Raw genomic sequence first — 17,135 nt, forward strand, 5'->3', positions numbered from 1 at the left:
GGGGTGGTGGCCGGAGCATGCGCTCCGACCACCGGTTTTATTGATGAATTAACGGGATTTAACCATGGTCCAGATTTGATCATACATCTTGTTGTCATTGCCCAGATCCTTGATGAACTGCAAGGACGGCATGTAGGATTCTTCAGGATAGATGGCCGGATTTTTGAAGTCTTCAGGTGTAATGAACGGGAAGGCGGCCTTATTCGGGGTGGCGTACTGGGTCCAGTTGGACAGCTTTGCGCCGACTTCGGGTTTCAGTACCCAGTTGATGAAGGTGTATGCCAGGTCCGGGTGGGGGGCGCCGATGGGAATGGACATGTTGTCCACCCAACCGATGGTGCCGCCCTTGGGGTTCACGAAAGCGCAGGTGTCCGGGTTATCGGCCACGGCGCGCAGGGCGTCACCATTGTAGACGATAGCGGCAATGGCGGTGCCTGCTGCAACCTTGGAACGGCCACCGGTACCGACGTCAAAGCCAGCAAAGTACTTGTCGTGTTTGGCTTCAAGCATCTTGTCCATGAGTTTCTTGAGTTCGGTCTTGTCCGTGGTGTTGACGTCCATGCCCATGTAACACTGGGCCACGCCGAGCATCTCGCGCACGGAGTCGATGAAGATGAACGCACCTTCACGTTTGGCGGCATCGAACATGACGGACCATGTGCCGTCGAAATCCTTGATCTTGTCCTTGCGGTACATGAGTCCCAGGGTGCCCCACTGATAGGCCACGGTGTACTTGTTGCCGTCATCCCATGCCGGGTTGATGAAGGTGTCCTGCAGGTTCTTCAGGTTGGGAAGCTTGGAGTGATCCAGTTCCTTGAGCAGATCGAGTTTGATCATGGCGGGGATGATGTAATCGGAGGGGACCACCACGTCATACTGGTTTTTGCCGCCGGCCTGGAGCTTGGCGACCATCTCTTCCATGGACTCGTAGTATTCCACCCTGACCTTGATTCCGGTGTCTTTCTCGAAATCGGTCAAAAAGTCTTCAGGCATGTACTCACTCCAGATGAGCAGCCGCATCTCCTCGGCGGCAAAGGCGCTGGGAACCAGCATCAGAACAGTCAGGACCATCATGGCAGCGAACAGAAGTTTACGCATGGGAGTTCTCCTTCTTTTTGGAATTGTTGGATATTTTCTCAGAAATGACAACCAGTAGTATTGTCGCCAGCAACCCGACAGTGGACAGGGCGTGAATCCTCGGCGTAATGCCGCGATGCACTTCCGCGTATATGTACAGCGGCAGGGTTACCGAGGTGGGACCGGCGGTGAAGAAACTGATGATGAAGTCATCAAGGGAAAGGGTGAAGGCAAGCATGGCGCCGGACACGATGCCGGGGGTGAGCATGGGCAGTATGACCTTGCGCATGGTGTACCAGTTGCTTGCGTAGAGATCTCTGGACGCTTCCTCGATCTCGTTGTTGAAGGCGGCAAGGCGGCTCTTGACCACCAGCGCCACAAAGGCGACCTGGAAGGTGACATGGCCGATGATCATGTTCAGCAGGCCGGGTTCGAAAATGGACGAGACATAGCGCAGGGTGGCAAAGGCGATCACCAGTGCGCCTGCGAAAACGATTTCCGGTGTGATGACCGGCATATACAGGTTGAATTCGAAAAAGGCCGACGTCTTTTTGTTCCAGGGAAAGCGGCTCATGCCGATGGCCAGAGCCGTGCCCACGACCGTGGCGATGATGGTGGACACGAAACCGAGGATCAGGGTGTTCCAGACAGCTTCCAGAATCTGCTCGTTACGGAACAGCTCCAGATACCACTTCCAGGTGAATCCCTGCCAGGTCAGTCCGAAACGGGAGTTGTTCACCGAGAACGAGGCCACGGCCATGAGCGGGACATAGAGAAATGCCAGTGTGCCCAGTGCGCAGGCCGGGATGAAGAATGATCGTGTTTTTCTCATGCTAGACCACCTCGATGTCTTGGCCTTTACGGCGGAACAGGAACAGACCGATGAGCGTCAGGGCCATGAGGGCGAGGGAGACCGCCGCACCAAAGGGCCAGTCGCGGCTCTTGCCGAACTGCTGCTGGATGAGGTTACCCACCAGCATGTATTTTGCGCCGCCCAGGAAGTCGGGGATGAGGAACATGCCCATGGCCGGGACAAAGGTCAGTATGGCTCCGACTGACAGACCGGGCAGGGTCTGGGGCAGGATGGCCTGCATGAAGACCCGGCGCTTGTCGGAGTAAAGGTCGTAGGCCGCCTCGACCAGCGACCAGTCAAGCTTCTCCACGCTGGAGTAGAGCGGCAGGACGATAAACGGCAGGAAGGCGGAGATCATGCCCATGTATACGGCAAAGGATGACGGATAGAGCGGGCTGCCGGCAGGGATGAGCCCGAGCACGGCCGCGAATTTGGCGATGGGCAGGTCCGGAGACAGGACGAGCTGCCACGCATAGGTGCGGATGACCAGGTTGGTCCAGAACGGGATGATCACCAGCGTCAGCCAGATATACCGTGTATGCTTGGGCTTTTTGGCAATATAAAAGGACAGCGGAAACGCCAGGGCCGTGCAGACGACCGTGGTCACCAGCGCCACCCACAAGGAGCGCGCCAGGATATAGAGATAGTCCGGGGACCAGCCGAACAGGCCGTACCCGGCCAGTCGGGTGTAGTTCTCGAAGGTGAAGATCCACTGAATCTCGCCATATCCGCCGCGCGTGGCAAAGGACAGGGCGATGAGGGCCAGGGCCGGAATGGTCAGGAACATGAGAATCCAGAACAGCCCCGGAGTGATGTGGAGCAGTCCGCGACGCCTGAGGGCGCGCCGGGTGGTCATTTCGCCGAACCAGATGCGGGTGCTTGATTGTGTGTGTTTAGTCATCGATGGCCACCAGTGCTTCCTCAAGCAGTTCGACCCAGACCTTGTCGCCCACGGCAAGTTTCTTGTGCGGTGCGCAGCGCATGCGCAGTTGGCCCGGTTCCAGGGTGATGTCCAGGAAGGTGCCGCGATAGAATGTCTCCGTGATCGTGGCCAGTACGCCGTTTTTTTTCGGCTCTTCATCGCGCAGACGGATGCCTTCCGGCCGGATGACCAGTGCGCCCCGTTTCCACTGGGGCAGGGTCGGCAGGGTCAGTTTGCCCACAGACGTGATGATCTGGTCGTTGCGGCGTTCCGCTTCCAGAATGTTGGCCGTCCCGATGAATTCGGCAACGAACCGGCAGTTGGGGCGATCGTAGATGGCGCGGGGTGAGCCACATTGGAGCACCTCGCCATCCTTCATGACCGCGATGCGGTCGGATACGGTCAGCGCCTCGTCCTGGTCATGGGTGACGAGGATGAAGGTCTTGTTCAGTTTTTGCTGAAGGCGTCTGAGCTGAACCTGCAACTGGGTACGCAGCTTGGCGTCCAGAGCGGACATGGGTTCGTCTAGGAGCAGCAGTTCCGGCTGGCAGACCAGTGCGCGGGCCATGGCCACACGCTGACGCTGCCCGCCCGAGAGCTGGTCCGGGAAGCGGTCGCCGAAGTCGGACAGCTCCATCATGTCCAGTGTCTTCTGGACCTTCTGTTTGATCTCGGACTCAGGCTTCTTTTGGGAACGAAGGCCAAAGGCCACGTTGTCCGCGTTGGTCATGTGTGGAAAGAGGGCATAGCTTTGAAAGACCGTGTTCACGGGCCGTTCGTTTGCGGGTTTGTCTGTGATGGGCAGTCCGTTCAGGAAGACGGAGCCGGAGTCGGCCTGCTCAAGGCCCGCGATGATGCGCAGCAGGGTGGTCTTGCCGCAGCCTGACGGGCCGAGCAAGGTGAAAAGTTCGCCTTTCTTAACCGTTATATCCACGTTCTTGAGCGCCTGGACGTCACCGTAACTCTTGTGAACCGCGTATGCTTCTAAGGTCATAATCTCTTCTCCTACTTGGTGGTTGCCGTGGGTTCGGACTGGGGATTCCCGGAAATGTCCCAACCGCGCAGGCTGTAGTAATCGCTCAACAGGAGGGCGTATTCCTCCCGGGTTATAACGTGGCCCGTGGGCAGCGCTTCATGCAGTTTTCGTGGCAGTAAATCGTGGTCGGGCGTGAGCCCTTCCTGGATGTTGAAGCGGCGGGTGTTGTCCACCACGTCGGACGCTGCCTTGCGGAGGGCCGCCTCGGTCCATGTCTCTCCCGTTATCAGGGTGAGCAGTTCGGCAAGCTGTTCCCAACCATACATGTCGCGGTAAAAGCGGCAGAGTATGAGACAGTCGAACAGAACCAGCCGGTCTTCAAAATTGATGAGCATATCCGCTTTGCCGTCTATGGTCTCCGGCGGAATCATGCCGGACAGTTCCGGCTTGTAGAACGTGGTCCGCAGATGGCAGGCGCCGCGCGGAGAGGTGCCGTAGGACAATCCCATGCCCTTGAGAACGCGAGGGTCGTATCCGGCAGGCTCCATGCCCTTGACGTGGACGGCCATGTCTTCGAGGTCGAGTTTTTTGGCGGCTTTGGCAATGCCGTCCGCCAGGATGTCCCCCAGCCCATCGCGGTTGGCGATCTGATCGAGCAGGGCGGAGATGGCTTCGCCGTCACCGTAGGTCAGTGGCGCATCCAGTCGGCCCTGGCTTGACGCTTCGGCCACGAGGCCGCACAGGTTTCCGGCGGAGATCGTGTCCATGCCGAGGCGGTCGCAGAGATCATTGAGGTGGGCGATTTCATCCATGCCCCTGATCATGCACAGGCCGCCGAAGGCGTAGATGGTCTCGTACTCGGGGCCTTCGATCTGGAGCCCTTTGTGGGGGCCGGAGACGATGCGCGCCTTGCGTCCGCACGCCATGAAACACTTGAGGCACGCATGGGGCGTGATGTCATGTTGCTCGTGAAAGGTGTCGCCGCTGATATGTTCCCAGTGATCGCAGGTGCCGGATGACCAGTAGCGGGTCGGGAAGGCCCCGGCCGTGTTCATGAGCTCGACCATCAGGGTCGTGCCGCGAGCCTTGTACGCTTTGGTTGCCGGAGAATCCCTGTGTTCGGTGATGAACTGCTTGGCAAAGGCCTTCAGCCCCTTGGGGTCGGCTATTTCCCGTTTGCGGTCGCCGCAGAACACGATGCCTTTGACTTTCTTGGAGCCGAGGACCGCACCCATGCCGCTACGACCGGCAGAGCGCCAGTAGTCGTTTTCGATGACCGAGAAGCTGACCAGATTTTCACCGGCCGGTCCGATGACCATGGCGCCGGGTTTGCCGAATCCGTCCCCTGTGGGAGCGAACCGGGCCAGTATCTCGTCTTCGGTCTGATAGGTCTCCACTCCGGCCAGGTCGGGAACGTCATGGAAATCACAGCCGTCCGGGTGGACCGCCAGGGCGAGCAGCGTATCGGACGCGCCCGTGATGATGACGGCATCAAAACCTGTTCGGTCGATGGCTTCAGGCGTTTTTCCCCCTGAATAGGACTCTGCGTAGAACCCTGTCTGCGGAGATTTGGAGTAAACGCCGTAGCGGCTTCCGCCCCATGCCGAGGTGCCGCAGCAGGGGCCTGTGGTCACGATCAGGTAGTTGCCTGGGGCAAGGGGGTCGACACCCGGCGTGTTCAGCTCCAGGAGCAACCGGGTGCCAAGCGCCTTGCCTCCGGGCAGAGGCAGGCCGAGGTCGGGCAGCGGATCAATGGAAAATGTCCGCGTGGTGACATCGATGGTAAGTACGCGACCGAAGATCCCTTTCATGGATTAACCCTTGGTTACCGTCTCAAAGGCCGCTTCCATGATGGAGAGGCCGCGTTCAAGCTCTGCGTCGGTGATGGTCAGGGGCATGAGCGTGCGGATGACGTTGCCGCCATTGCCGCAGGAGAGCAGAACGAGTCCGTTTTTGGCGCACTCCGCCACCACGGCCTTGGTCAGATCCGGGGCAACGGTCTTGGTCGTGCGGTCATGGACCAGCTCCAGGGCAAGCATGGAACCCAAACCGCGGATATCGCCGATGCAGTCGAATTTCCTGGCCCAGTCTTCAAAGACGGCTCTGACCGTGGTGCCGAGTTTCCGAGATTGTCCGGGCAGGTCGTCGCGCTGGGCGATTTCCAGAGCCGCGAGGGACGCGGCACAGCTGACGGGGTTGCCGCCGTATGTGCCGCCCAGACCGCCGGGTTGCGGGGCGTTCATGAGATCGGCGCGTCCCGTACAGGCGGAGATGGGCATACCGCCGCCCAGGGACTTGGCCGATGTCAGCAGATCAGGGATCATGTCCCACTGTTCTATGGCGAACATGGTGCCGGTGCGGCCGATGCCGGACTGGACTTCATCCGCGATGAACAGGATGCCGAACTCTTCACAGATTTCCTTGATGCGGGGGAAATATTCCTTGGGAGGCACCACGAACCCACCTTCTCCGGCCACCGGTTCCAGAATGATGGCGGCCACGGATTCCGGGTCCACCATGTCCACAAACCGTTTCTTCAGCAGTTCCGCACATTCGATGTTGCAGCTCGGGTAGGAACAGCCCACGGGACAGCGGTAACAGTATGCGTAGGGAATGCGGTAGACTTCAGGGGCATAGGGGCCGAAACCGGCCTTGTAGGGCTTGATCTTCGCGGTCAGGGTGGAGGCCAGCAGGGTGCGGCCATGGAACCCGGAGCCGGATGCGATGATGGCGGGGCGACCGGTGGCGTAGCGGGCGACCTTGATGGCGTTTTCAACGGCTTCCGCGCCGGAGTTGAATAATCCGGTCATCTTGTCGAAATCGCCGGGCGTCAGCGCATTGAGTTTTTCCGCTACCGCGACATAGCCTTCATACGGCATGACGTGGAAACAGGTGTGCAGCATCTTGGCTGCCTGTTTCTGCACCGCGCTGACCACTTCGGGATGGCAATGCCCCACATTGTTGACGCCGATGCCGCTGGCAAAGTCTATATATGTATTGCCCTCTACATCGGTTACCGTGGCGTTGCTGGCCGAGTCTGCATAAATGGAAGTGAGGTTGATCACGCCGCGGGGAACGGCTTTGTTTCGTCTCTGAAGTAACTCATCTGTTTTGATCATGATTTCACCATTAGTATATCGTGTTGGAATGCATTGACTGACGATATAATAGCAAATGGTGGTCCCGTTAGTATTTCTCCTTTTATATTAAGATGTTATGCATATGGCAGGGAAGGCGCTTCCCCTGTGTTGATTCAGTATTGAATCGAACAACAAGGCTAAATTATTTAAATTATTAGATTAAATGTTGATTCAATTATGAATCAAAGCGATAATTTACAAGATTGTTACTGTTGATTGGTAAATCAGCAATTATATGAGGGGAATTGAACATAAAGTGTCAAAAAAGATAAAGCCTGCACTTCATTATTGTGTATTGCGACGATGATTGTCAAAAATGTCAATTTAGCTACATTTTCAAATTTCTTTGATTCAATATTGAATCAAGCGTCGCGCAGATTGTATCGCTTCATTTTTCGGACGACCGTGGGCTGGCTGATGCCCAGATATCCGGCCATCTCTCGCGTGTTGTTGCAGGCGGTCATGGCCTGTCGGAGCATCTTGCGCTCCAGTCGTCCTACCTCTTCAGACATGGTCCCGATTTCACGGCCTTTTTCGCCTGTTCGTTCAAAGATGTCTTCAAGATATTCGTCCAGATTATCTTCTTCGCAGATGACCACGGCTTTCTTGAGTACGCCGATGAGTTCGCGGACATTGCCGGGAAACGGGTGTTTTTGCATGATTTTCATGCCGGCCGTCCCGATTCGTTTCGAGGTTTTGAAGATAGTATTGAATTGATTGAGGTAATGGTTGGTCAGCTCGAACACGTCTTCAGGACGTTGTCTTAGCGGTGGTATGTTCACAGTGAAGGTGTTGAGCCTGTATAACAAATCCCGGCGAAATTCCTTGTGCTCGACAAGAGCTTTCAGGTTGCGGTTGGTGGCCGCGACAATGATGCAGTTGACGCGTTTCGGCTGGCTCGCTCCCAAGGGGTAATATTCGTGATCATCCAGGCATTTGAGCAGCTTGGCCTGCATGTCCAGAGGGATTTCACCCACTTCATCCAAAAAGAAGGTCCCTCCGGCAGCCAACTCAAACATGCCTGATTTGCCTTGCTCCGATGCCCCGGTAAACGCGCCTTTCTCATAGCCGAAGAGTTCGGCCTCAAATAATGTTTCCGGCAGGGTGGCGCAGTTTACCTGAATAAAGGGCTTGTCTCTGCGGGGGCTGGTGTCATGGATGAACTTGGCGAGCAGCCCTTTGCCGGTGCCGGATTCGCCCATGAGCAGGATCTCCGATGTTTCGAATTTGGCGAGTTTTTGCGCGGTTTCCATGGCCTTGCGCATGGATGTGCTCTCGGCCACCACATGTCCCTTCTTGAGTTCCATGAGGGAGAGGCCGGTCAGCTCGGCTTCGGCTTTTTCCTTGGCTTTGCGGGTCTGGGCCAGCGTGCTGCGGAGTTCGTTGAGATCGGTGATATCCCGTTCATTGAGCACGACAAGGCGTATGCTCCCGTCTTCATTGAATGTGGGAGTGCCGGTCACGATGAGTTGGCGTCCGGTCTTGCGGACTTGCTGCAGGACAGAGATGCGCCGTTTTTTCTTGAGCACTTCAAGGGTGGCGGATCTGTCTATGAAGCTTTCCTTGACGAGTTCCGCGACATTCTTCCCGATGGCCTGAGCCGCATAGATCGAGTTGAGGTTCTCGGAGGCCTTGTTGATGTCCAGCACCACGCCATCGCCATCTGTTATCCAGATGCCGTCACTGGACGTCTCGAACACCGCTTCCATGTGCGCGGCCAATCGTTTGTATTCCTTTGTCTGGGTAACGCCGCTTTCCTCATTGCTCGGGTGAACGGATATGAGGGTGCCCACTATCTCGTCGTTCATGAGAATGGGATTGGTGACCACAGTGAATTTCCCGGCTGTGGCGTGTTCGAATTCCGTGTCTGTCGTCTGGTCGACATCGATACCAGGGATTATCCGGGCCAGTTCAAGGCCGTACATCTCGCCGGGTTCATAGTCGAAAGCCTGATCGGCAGATGGTGTCGCGTACACAACCTTCCGGTCGAGAGCCACGGCAATGACCGGGACATCAAGATGGGAGAGAATCAAATGAAAAGGTATATCAACCGAGGGGTTATGCGGCATTTTTTCGGCTCCTGAAAGCGGTGCTGATTCAATAATGAATCGTTTGTTTCTATAGAAACTCCATGCCTGTGTCCAACCCTATTCGAGTCAGAGATGTACGCATATTAGGAAACCACCAGGAATAGATAGACAGAATCTATCCATTGCACCCCCGTTTTTAAGTAATTCAATTTGTTGCAGGTATTGCAGCATGGTAGTTGTTGGTGCATCATGCATCGTATTGTTTTGTTCTTCACATCCATCTGGACCTATCGGGTTGCGCGTCTCGTGCTCGGCCTGATGTTTGTTGTTGCCGGCGTTATCAAGCTCGCTGGGCCATACCAGTTTGCCATCGTCATTGACGCCTTCGGTCTGGTCCCTCGTTTTGCCCTTATGCCTCTGGCCTATCTCATCCCTGCCATCGAAGTAATCGCCGGGATTGGATTGATTCTGGACAAGCGCGGTAGTCTTCCTGTCATCGGGGGGATGACCGTGCTGTTCCTGTTCGTGTTGGGATATGGGTTGCATCTGGGGCTGGACATCGATTGCGGGTGCTACGGTCCCGGCGATCCGGAAGCAGAAGCCTTCAGTAGTTTGCGTGATTCTTTCTACCGTGATTTGTGGCTATTGACCGGGGTGGTGTTCTGTTATTGGTGGCGATGGATGTCAGTGCGGGGCCAACCCGCTTCATCGTCTGAATCGTAAAGAAGTTCCTAGGAGGAAACATATGTTGAGTAAATTGAAATTGATTGCATTTGTGGCTGTGTGTTGTGTCATGGTTGCCGGTACGGCCTTTGCGGGCTTCTTTGGCGACAAATTCGAAGACGAGGTCGTCAAGGAAACAGGCGCAGTGAAGCTGGTCCGTGAAGTTCAGAAAGGTGGATACGACGTCGTCACCACTGAAGAGCTCAAAGGATGGATTGACGCCGGCAAGAAAATGATCATCGTGGACACCATGCCGTATGAAGCCAGTTACAAGAAAGGGCATGTACCCGGCGCAGTGCCGTTTGAATTTCCTGTTCCTGACATGACCGAGTGGGACACTGCCAAGACCGCAGACAAGACCCAGGCAGATTACGAAGCATTGCTCGGCGCTGACAAGGATGCACTCATCGTTGTTTACTGCGGGTTCGTGAAATGCACGCGCAGTCACAATGGCGCGGTGTGGGCCAAGAAGCTTGGCTATACCAACGTTGTTCGTTACCCTGGTGGCATCTTTGCCTGGAAGGGTATGGACTACCCCGTCGAAACGGCAGAATAATTAAAGGAGACTGCCCCGTATCACATGATGCGGGGCAGGATTTGTATGCTGAAAGAATCACAGCTTGTACTCAGTGAGACCGTAGCCAAAAAGGCCGAGTCTCTGTACCGCTCGCGGCAACACCTCTGTGCTGACGCCATGTTGCTGGCGTTCAACGGAGCCTTTGACGGTGGATTGACCGAGCAGCAGGCCGTGGGACTGACTTCAGGCATGTCCATAGGCCAGGGCGATTCCGGCTGTCTGTGCGGGGCCGTGGCCAGCGGTGCGCTGGTGCTGGGGTTGTTTCTGGGCAAGGATGGCGCCTATCGCAATGCAGCCACGATACGGTCGGCGGTCAACGATCTCCACACCCGTTTTAAACGGGTGAACAAGTCCACCTGCTGTCGGGTATTGACCAAGAAGGTCAAAGATGACCAGAAGGCGCATTTCGAGCAGTGTGCCCGGTACACTGGCGAGGCCGCGGGTATTGTGGCCGATATTCTTTTCGAACGCCGCCCTGAGTTGATTGATCGCATCAATCAGGCGTATGTCACCAAACACGACTCCAAAACCACGGGCATTATTCGTCTTCTCTTCAATCGTCTCTTCCGCTAATTCTCCATATATTCCATGGGCCCCTAGTGTGAGGCGGCCTGTCTGAATGCCTCGGCTGCGTGTCTGAGGTTGTTGGCCCAGTCGTCCGAGAGCGGGTCCAGAGGGATGACCTGCGCGTCCAGTTCCGTGGCGATGACCTGTGCGCTCTTCTGTGAGAATTGCGGTTGGACAAAGACTACGTGAACGCCCTGTTCGCGGCCATGTTTGATGATTTCGATGAGATGGCGCGGGCTGGGAGTATTGCCGTTTGCCTCAATGGGGAGCTGATGCAGATTATAGCGTGCGGCAAAGTAGCCCCACGAAGGGTGGAAGACCATGAAGGATCGTCTGTCCTCGGGCAGAGTGGCGAGCGTCTTGGCAATGGCACTGTCGAGCTGGTTGATCTCGTCAAGGAGCGCAGCCAGGTTGGCTTCGTAAACCGACGCATGTTCCGGGTCGATCAAGGCCAACCCCTTGCAGGTGTTTTCAGCGATGGTCCGCGCCCGCATAGGGTCCAACCAGATGTGCGGATCAAGAATCCCGTTGTCTTCATGGTCTTCGTGGTCATGCTCCATCGCCTTGTTGTCATGGTGGTCATGCTCTGCCATGGGCAGTTTTTGGATACCGTCCTGGGTGTTGATGACCCGCAGTTCCCTATTGGCCGCCCGGATGCGATCCAGCCAGACCGCTTCAAGGTTGATGCCAATGGCAAAATACGCTTTGGACTTGGAGAGCGCGGCCATTTGTCTGGGGGACGGCTCATACATGTGCGGATTGGCTGCCGGGCCGACAAGAACGTCCACCTGGACCATCTCCCCACCGATTTTCTGTACGAAATATTTCTGCGGCATGATGGAAACGAAAACCTGCATCCCGGCGTGAGCGAATGTCGGGTAGAGGGGCAACAAGGTCCCGAGCAGGCAGGCTGCGATAAGGATTCTGGAAAGGGGGATACGTGTGTTCATGATACTTCCTTGACGCTGTATGATTGAAACCATGCAGTACTATGCAACAGGTTTGTTCGGAGGAGTCAAGCAGTAATGAATACCAAAAGTGCATCCCCTGATACATCGCCAAGAGTGTGTGTGAGATCTCGGCGCGAGAGCAGGGGATGGGCTTGATGGGCTCAGGCTGTTCAGACCTGATGGGAGAGATCGGCTAACGTCTTAATCGGCCTCCACTAGCTCACGAATTTTATCTTTTTTAAACCCCAGCACAACATCGTCGCCAATGACTATGGTGGGGAATGAAAGTTCTGAATTGACGCTGCGCAACATACGCATGGTGTCGTTTCGTTCATCACCGGACAAGCGGTCGGTGAAAACACATTTGAAACCGTCAATGCCAAGCATTTCGGTCAGAAAGTCACGGGTATTATGGCAATGGACACAGGTGCTCAGCGCGTAGAGGGTGACATCTTTACTCATAGTTCTCTCCGTTATCCGTTGTCCTGCAGATGGTGGCATCCGAGGGATCGCTTGTTGCTCAAGGCAGACATGGCGACAATGTTGGCCGCAAAACATCCGTGGTAGAGGTCAATGAGCGGCTTGGAAAGCGGCGTGGTCTTGTAGAAAAGAGTCAGGTCCTTGATAAGAACGCGCAGATCCTCGCAGGCGCGTGACAGGCGCTGGTCCGTGCGGTTGATGCCCGCATAGTTCCACATGGTGGAGCGGATGTTCATCCAATCCTGGGCGATGAGTGCGGGGTCTTCATTCTGCGTTTGCCCCGGGTGCTGCCAGTCAGGGATGGAGTCCTTGAGCCGACGGTTCACGCCACGTTTCGAGGTCAGTTTCTTGCCGATGGAGTCACCGGCGTTACAACCCCAGAGTACGCCTTCAAGCAGCGAGGTGCTGGCCAGACGGTTGGCGCCATGCACCCCAGTGCATGAGCATTCGCCGATGGCGTACAGACGCTCCAGGCTGGTCAGCCCGTTGAGGTCGGAGTAGACGCCGCCGCAGTGGTAATGCGCCGCCGGGACCACCGGGATGGGGTCGTTGTCGATGTTGATTCCCAAGTCCAGGCATCGTTTGTAGATGGTGGGGAATCGCTGGGAAAGATTGTGTTCCACCGGACGGCAATCCAGGAAGACGCAGTCTTCGCCGGAGCGGTGCAGCGTATCCACGATGGCCCGTGACACGACGTCGCGGGGGGCAAGTTCCAGGCGCGGGTCATAGCGGGACATGAACCGTTCGCCCTTGCTGTTGACCAGATGTGCGCCTTCTCCGCGCATGGCCTCGGTAATGAGGAAGAGGCGTTTGGAGCGGTGGAAGAGGGCCGTGGGGTGAAATTGGACATACTCGGCGTTCATGAGTCGGACACCGGCCCGATGGGCCATGGCCAGGGCTGACCCCAGCGAGCACTTGGCATTGGTGGAGTGCAGGAACAGCCTGCCGGCACCACCTGTGGCCAAGACCGTGTAGTCGGCCAGGAGAGTCTCCACCGTGTTGTTCGACTCGTTGTAGACATAGGCGCCGAGACACTGGTTGGTCCGGCTGTATCTGAAAGAGAGCGACGTGGTGTGATGCAGGCTGGTGACCAGGTCCACGGCGGTACGGCCGGACAGGACCTTGATGTTGGGTTCGGCCTGGATCGCTTCGGTCAGCTTTTCCATGATGGCCTTGCCGGTGTAGTCGCCGCAGTAGAGCACCCGGTAGGCGGAGTGCGCTCCTTCACGGGTCATGTCCAAATCGCCGTTTTCCTTGCGTGCAAAGGGAACGCCGATGCGGTCGATGAGCATCTTTTGCACCGCACCGGGGCCGTGCTTGGACAGATGATTCACTGCTTTGGTGCGATTGTGTTTGCAACCGGCCTTGAGGATGTCCTTACTCAAAAGAGCCGGGCTGTCATCATAGCCGCGTGCGACAATGCCACCTTGAGCATAGGCGGTGTTGCCGTCTCCGAGGTTGTCCCCGGCGGTGAGCAGCAGGACTTCGTGTCCCTGCGCTGCGATATTGAGAGCACAACAGGCACCGGCGATACCTGAACCGATGACCAGCGCCTGTGTTGTAAATCTGGATTGAAGCATGAGTGCCTTACTTAATACAGGTTGGAGAGATATATCCGCAGGCAATACCATTATTGCGCATGCAATTCGGCACGACCATAACGCTGTTCTCTTCAACCTTCCAGCTTTTGATTGCGCAACATTCTTCCATGATCTCAAGGGCTTTTATAAGCCTTGTCGGGAACAGATGTTTGGACCTGGCAGGAGCGCCGCACAACGCGTGCAGACTGTCGGTATCGGCCACGAATCCGCCCTTGAATGTCATGACCGCGCCATGGAGCCATTTGGCTAGGCCGTTGCGTCTGAAATAATTTCTTGTTTCCACATCCAGAGACAGATTGCGTTCGTGTTTCAATGAAGAAACGATGTCCGTGTTGACTTCAACCAGGCAGTTGCCTTCCTTTTCGTCAAGGAGAACCCGGTCGATGAGCCGTGTCATGTAGCGGTATCCTTTGCCGATGATCATGATGGATCCGGTGTGCAGGCGCCACAGGCTGGAGAAAACGTGATCCTGATTCATCTCGGTGTTGCGCAGGTTCATGGAGCGCAGCAATTTGCCCGGCTCGATGAGGACCTTCTGCGTGTGGCCATTGACCACGGAAGAGCGGGTCACGCAATGGATGAGGACATCCAGATCCCACTGGTCGAAGGTCTCGCCCGTGTAGGTCGTGGTTTTGTCGCGGGCCAAGGTGACCAGCCGTTTATCGTGAACAAATTCGGATGCGGACATGAAACCCGCAGTGAACAGATCTGAGAGAAGGTAGACCCCGAGCCGCTGCTGGCGGAAACTCGTGCTATCCTGCACGGTGCCGAAAAGATCTCTACGCCCGGACGCGTAAGAACTGAGCTGGGTGTTCATGCCTATTGAATCGTTAACATTCATAGTATCAAACATACTTCCCTCCATCAAAACCGGGGTTGTTACCGGTTCGTCAGTCGTCATTTTCCAACAGTTATATTTGCAGAAAATCAGGGGCATTTGGCAATGCCGCTACCAATTTCCACATGTCGACAAATGTCTTGTCGTTAATCTCAACTGAGTGAGATGTAATAATATAGTATTTGGTTGCCGGTCAGGCAACACCTTAAAGTGGTCCGTCGGAAAAAAAACACCAAATTTCAAATAGTTTCGGATCAATTTTCTGCTTAGAAAACTGAATGATTTCGATATGAAAAGCGCGATCATGGCGCGCCACTGGTGCAAGGGAACGAAGATGGAGGGCGCTTGCGTACGGACACTCAGCAATGTCTGCTGCGATGCTACTCTAGGTAGTATGTCCTGATAGCTGTACATTTGTAAGCCCTTCGGCGGTGAGAGGTTAATGTGAGTCCGGCCCGGAAGGGGGGAAAGTTCCCCCCTTCCTGGGACGGGGTTATAGTGGAGGTTAGAAGGCGAATGGTTGGTCAAGGGGCTTCAGCGACACGAGGCTGACCAGCGGATGCGGGATCAGTTGTTCACAAGAGAAGTCCTTGAGGTCTCTGTCGTACTCCGTGGAGGGACAGATAGGTAATTGCGATTCGATGTAGTCATCGAACTTGAAGAAATTTTGCGTTACTACATAGTCGTCGCAGTGATCTGTGATGAGTGTGAGAGCGGTAATGGAGGCGTTTTTTCTACGCGTGTAAATGCGGTGATCATCCTGGGCATTGCGCTGCACGATGATGTTGCGACTGGCGTTAGCGCAGTCGGCATCGGGAGTCCCAAGGTTGATATGGTAGATCTTTTTCATCAAAAGCCTCCAATGTGTTGATACAATCGCTTGTCAGGCAGGTGAATGTCTGTAAGCGCGCTTCCCCCAGTCAACGTCAACCACCGGAATCAAGGGTTTTGCCTGCATTCCAGTAGGCAAAACCCTGAATACCGATTTTAGGAATTAAGGCGTTCCTTTAACTGACGAAGGTGATTGCGTTCTTCGTCAGCACACTGCTGTACCGCATCTTTTTCAGATTCGGGTACGAGCTCCTTCATTTCCAAGAAGAAGAGCAATGTGTCTTTTTCAAAGCTCATGGCCATACGAATGGCTGTGTCTTCATCAGCGGCATCAGCCATGTATTTTTCAGCCAGGCCGCCACTGAACAATGCGTGCGAATCAATCAGTGCATTGAGATAGGTGGTATATTCTTCTTCATTGGACCAGGCAGGAAGTTCAACCGAACCCAGGCGTTCAAGCAGGGCACTGAAGATTTCTTCGTGCTTGGTTTCTTCTTCTGCCAGGTAGCGGAACAGATCTTTGGTCTCTTCCGACTGGGCAGCGTCAGCGGCGCGGTTGTAAAACTGCCGGCCTTTCCTTTCTATCTCGACGGCAACTTTTGCAATTTCATTTGCATGAAAAAAGTGAGCCATGATTTCTCCTGTCGATTCTAGTATATTTCAAAATGGTTAATAAGGCTGAAGCGGGCGGTTGAAAGACCGCTTCAGCCTGTTCATTCTTACAGTTCGTTCGGGATTTCCTTGAGTTCCTTGTAGGTGAACACAGGGCCGTCGATGCAGACGTACTTGTCGCCGATGTTGCAACGACCACAGATACCGATGCCGCACTTCATGCGCTTTTCAAGGGTGGTCAGGATCTGTTCGTCCTGGAAGCCGAGTTTTGCCAGGGCCTGCAGGGTGAACTTGATCATGATCGGAGGACCACAGGTGATGGCCACGGTGTTTTCCGGGGACGGGTTCATTTCCAGCAATACGTTGGGAATGAGGCCCACGGAGTGTTCCCAGCCTTCGGCTTCGGCATCGATGGTCAGGCGGCATTCGAGGTTGTCGGCCGCGGACCATTCGGGGACTTCGTACTTGAAGGCCATGTCCTGAGGAGAACGTGCGCCGTAGAGTACGGAGATTTTGCCGTAGTCTGCACGGTTGTCCAGCATGTACAGCAGGAGCGTACGCAGGGGAGCCATACCGATACCACCGCCGACGAAGACGATGTCTTTACCCTTGAGTTCTTCATACGGGAACCAGCCGCCCAACGGGGCGCGGACGCCAACCTGATCACCTGCGGACAGGGAGTGCAGTTTGGAAGTCACTTCACCGCAGCGCATGACGCTGAACTGCAGGTAGTCCATGCGGGTCGGCGGCGAATTGATGACAAAAGTGGACTCACCGGTGCCGAACACCGAGAGCTGGCCTACTTGTCCGGGATGGAACTTGAAGTTCTTCATCTCTTCCTCATCGTTGAGCACGATGCGGAAGGTTTTGATATTCGGTGTTTCCTGAATGGTCTCAATAATGGTCCCAATGGCAGGAAGATACGGATTGGACGCGTTAGTCATGGTAGATTCCTGTA

The 17,135-nt window shown here is 55.4% G+C and carries 17 protein-coding genes; 3 read left to right on the top strand and 14 right to left on the bottom strand.

Going from position 1 to position 17,135, the window contains the following annotated elements:
• Positions 1–48: 48 nt before the first annotated feature.
• From SRBAKS_RS15095 to SRBAKS_RS15125, 7 genes are all read right to left on the bottom strand, one after another.
• On the bottom strand, positions 49–1,098 hold the full coding sequence (locus tag SRBAKS_RS15095; protein WP_229591719.1) for a polyamine ABC transporter substrate-binding protein: 1,050 nt from the start codon (positions 1,096–1,098) through the stop codon (positions 49–51).
• The gene (locus tag SRBAKS_RS15100) at positions 1,091–1,909 is read right to left on the bottom strand and encodes an ABC transporter permease (RefSeq protein ID WP_229591720.1); all 819 of its coding nucleotides are present in this window, start codon (positions 1,907–1,909) and stop codon (positions 1,091–1,093) included. Before SRBAKS_RS15100 ends, SRBAKS_RS15095 begins: the two co-directional genes overlap by 8 nt.
• 1 nt (position 1,910) lies before the next feature.
• The gene (locus tag SRBAKS_RS15105; protein ID WP_229591721.1) at positions 1,911–2,831 is read right to left on the bottom strand and encodes an ABC transporter permease; all 921 of its coding nucleotides are present in this window, start codon (positions 2,829–2,831) and stop codon (positions 1,911–1,913) included.
• Positions 2,824–3,846, bottom strand: a complete 1,023-nt coding sequence (locus SRBAKS_RS15110; protein ID WP_229591722.1) for an ABC transporter ATP-binding protein — start codon at positions 3,844–3,846, stop codon at positions 2,824–2,826. The genes SRBAKS_RS15105 and SRBAKS_RS15110 overlap by 8 nt, the downstream gene beginning before the upstream one ends.
• Positions 3,847–3,857: 11 nt before the next feature.
• Positions 3,858–5,639, bottom strand: coding sequence for an aldehyde ferredoxin oxidoreductase family protein (locus SRBAKS_RS15115; protein WP_229591723.1), 1,782 nt, complete (start codon positions 5,637–5,639; stop codon positions 3,858–3,860).
• Between the two features lie 3 nt (positions 5,640–5,642).
• Positions 5,643–6,947 (bottom strand): 4-aminobutyrate--2-oxoglutarate transaminase, encoded by a 1,305-nt coding sequence (gene gabT, locus SRBAKS_RS15120; RefSeq protein WP_229591724.1) that lies wholly within the window; start codon positions 6,945–6,947, stop codon positions 5,643–5,645.
• Positions 6,948–7,330: 383 nt separating this feature from the next.
• Positions 7,331–9,037: a sigma 54-interacting transcriptional regulator gene (locus tag SRBAKS_RS15125; RefSeq protein ID WP_229591725.1), complete on the bottom strand. Its 1,707-nt coding sequence runs from the start codon at positions 9,035–9,037 to the stop codon at positions 7,331–7,333.
• Between the two features lie 210 nt (positions 9,038–9,247).
• Between SRBAKS_RS15125 and SRBAKS_RS15130 the strand changes: the two genes are divergently transcribed.
• From SRBAKS_RS15130 to SRBAKS_RS15140, 3 genes are read left to right on the top strand one after another with little or no spacing between them, the layout of a single operon-like run.
• A complete protein-coding gene (locus SRBAKS_RS15130; protein WP_229591726.1) occupies positions 9,248–9,721 on the top strand; it encodes a MauE/DoxX family redox-associated membrane protein in 474 nt (157 codons plus the stop codon).
• Between the two features lie 22 nt (positions 9,722–9,743).
• Positions 9,744–10,277: a rhodanese-like domain-containing protein gene (locus tag SRBAKS_RS15135; RefSeq protein ID WP_430708945.1), complete on the top strand. Its 534-nt coding sequence runs from the start codon at positions 9,744–9,746 to the stop codon at positions 10,275–10,277.
• Between the two features lie 45 nt (positions 10,278–10,322).
• Positions 10,323–10,871 carry a C-GCAxxG-C-C family protein gene (locus SRBAKS_RS15140; RefSeq protein ID WP_229591727.1) on the top strand — a complete coding sequence of 183 codons (549 nt, stop codon included), beginning with the start codon at positions 10,323–10,325 and terminating at the stop codon, positions 10,869–10,871.
• Positions 10,872–10,894: 23 nt separating this feature from the next.
• Here the strand turns inward: SRBAKS_RS15140 and SRBAKS_RS15145 are convergent, their stop codons facing one another.
• The 7 genes from SRBAKS_RS15145 to SRBAKS_RS15175 all read right to left on the bottom strand — a co-directional run bounded on the left by SRBAKS_RS15145 (position 10,895) and on the right by SRBAKS_RS15175 (position 17,121).
• Positions 10,895–11,815, bottom strand: coding sequence for a metal ABC transporter solute-binding protein, Zn/Mn family (locus SRBAKS_RS15145; protein WP_229591728.1), 921 nt, complete (start codon positions 11,813–11,815; stop codon positions 10,895–10,897).
• Positions 11,816–12,016: 201 nt separating this feature from the next.
• Positions 12,017–12,277, bottom strand: coding sequence for a glutaredoxin family protein (locus SRBAKS_RS15150; protein ID WP_229591729.1), 261 nt, complete (start codon positions 12,275–12,277; stop codon positions 12,017–12,019).
• Between the two features lie 11 nt (positions 12,278–12,288).
• Positions 12,289–13,875, bottom strand: a complete 1,587-nt coding sequence (gene nadB, locus SRBAKS_RS15155; RefSeq protein ID WP_229591730.1) for an L-aspartate oxidase — start codon at positions 13,873–13,875, stop codon at positions 12,289–12,291.
• Positions 13,876–13,882: 7 nt separating this feature from the next.
• On the bottom strand, positions 13,883–14,749 hold the full coding sequence (locus SRBAKS_RS15160; RefSeq protein ID WP_229591731.1) for a hypothetical protein: 867 nt from the start codon (positions 14,747–14,749) through the stop codon (positions 13,883–13,885).
• Positions 14,750–15,239: 490 nt separating this feature from the next.
• On the bottom strand, positions 15,240–15,584 hold the full coding sequence (locus tag SRBAKS_RS15165; protein ID WP_229591732.1) for a hypothetical protein: 345 nt from the start codon (positions 15,582–15,584) through the stop codon (positions 15,240–15,242).
• Positions 15,585–15,721: 137 nt separating this feature from the next.
• Positions 15,722–16,198, bottom strand: coding sequence for a ferritin-like domain-containing protein (locus SRBAKS_RS15170; protein WP_229591733.1), 477 nt, complete (start codon positions 16,196–16,198; stop codon positions 15,722–15,724).
• An 86-nt stretch (positions 16,199–16,284) separates the two neighbouring features.
• On the bottom strand, positions 16,285–17,121 hold the full coding sequence (locus SRBAKS_RS15175) for an FAD/NAD(P)-binding protein (RefSeq protein WP_229591734.1): 837 nt from the start codon (positions 17,119–17,121) through the stop codon (positions 16,285–16,287).
• Positions 17,122–17,135 lie beyond the last annotated feature (14 nt).

This window comes from Pseudodesulfovibrio sediminis (assembly GCF_020886695.1).
In the GTDB taxonomy this organism is placed as follows: Bacteria; Desulfobacterota; Desulfovibrionia; order Desulfovibrionales; family Desulfovibrionaceae; genus Pseudodesulfovibrio; species Pseudodesulfovibrio sediminis.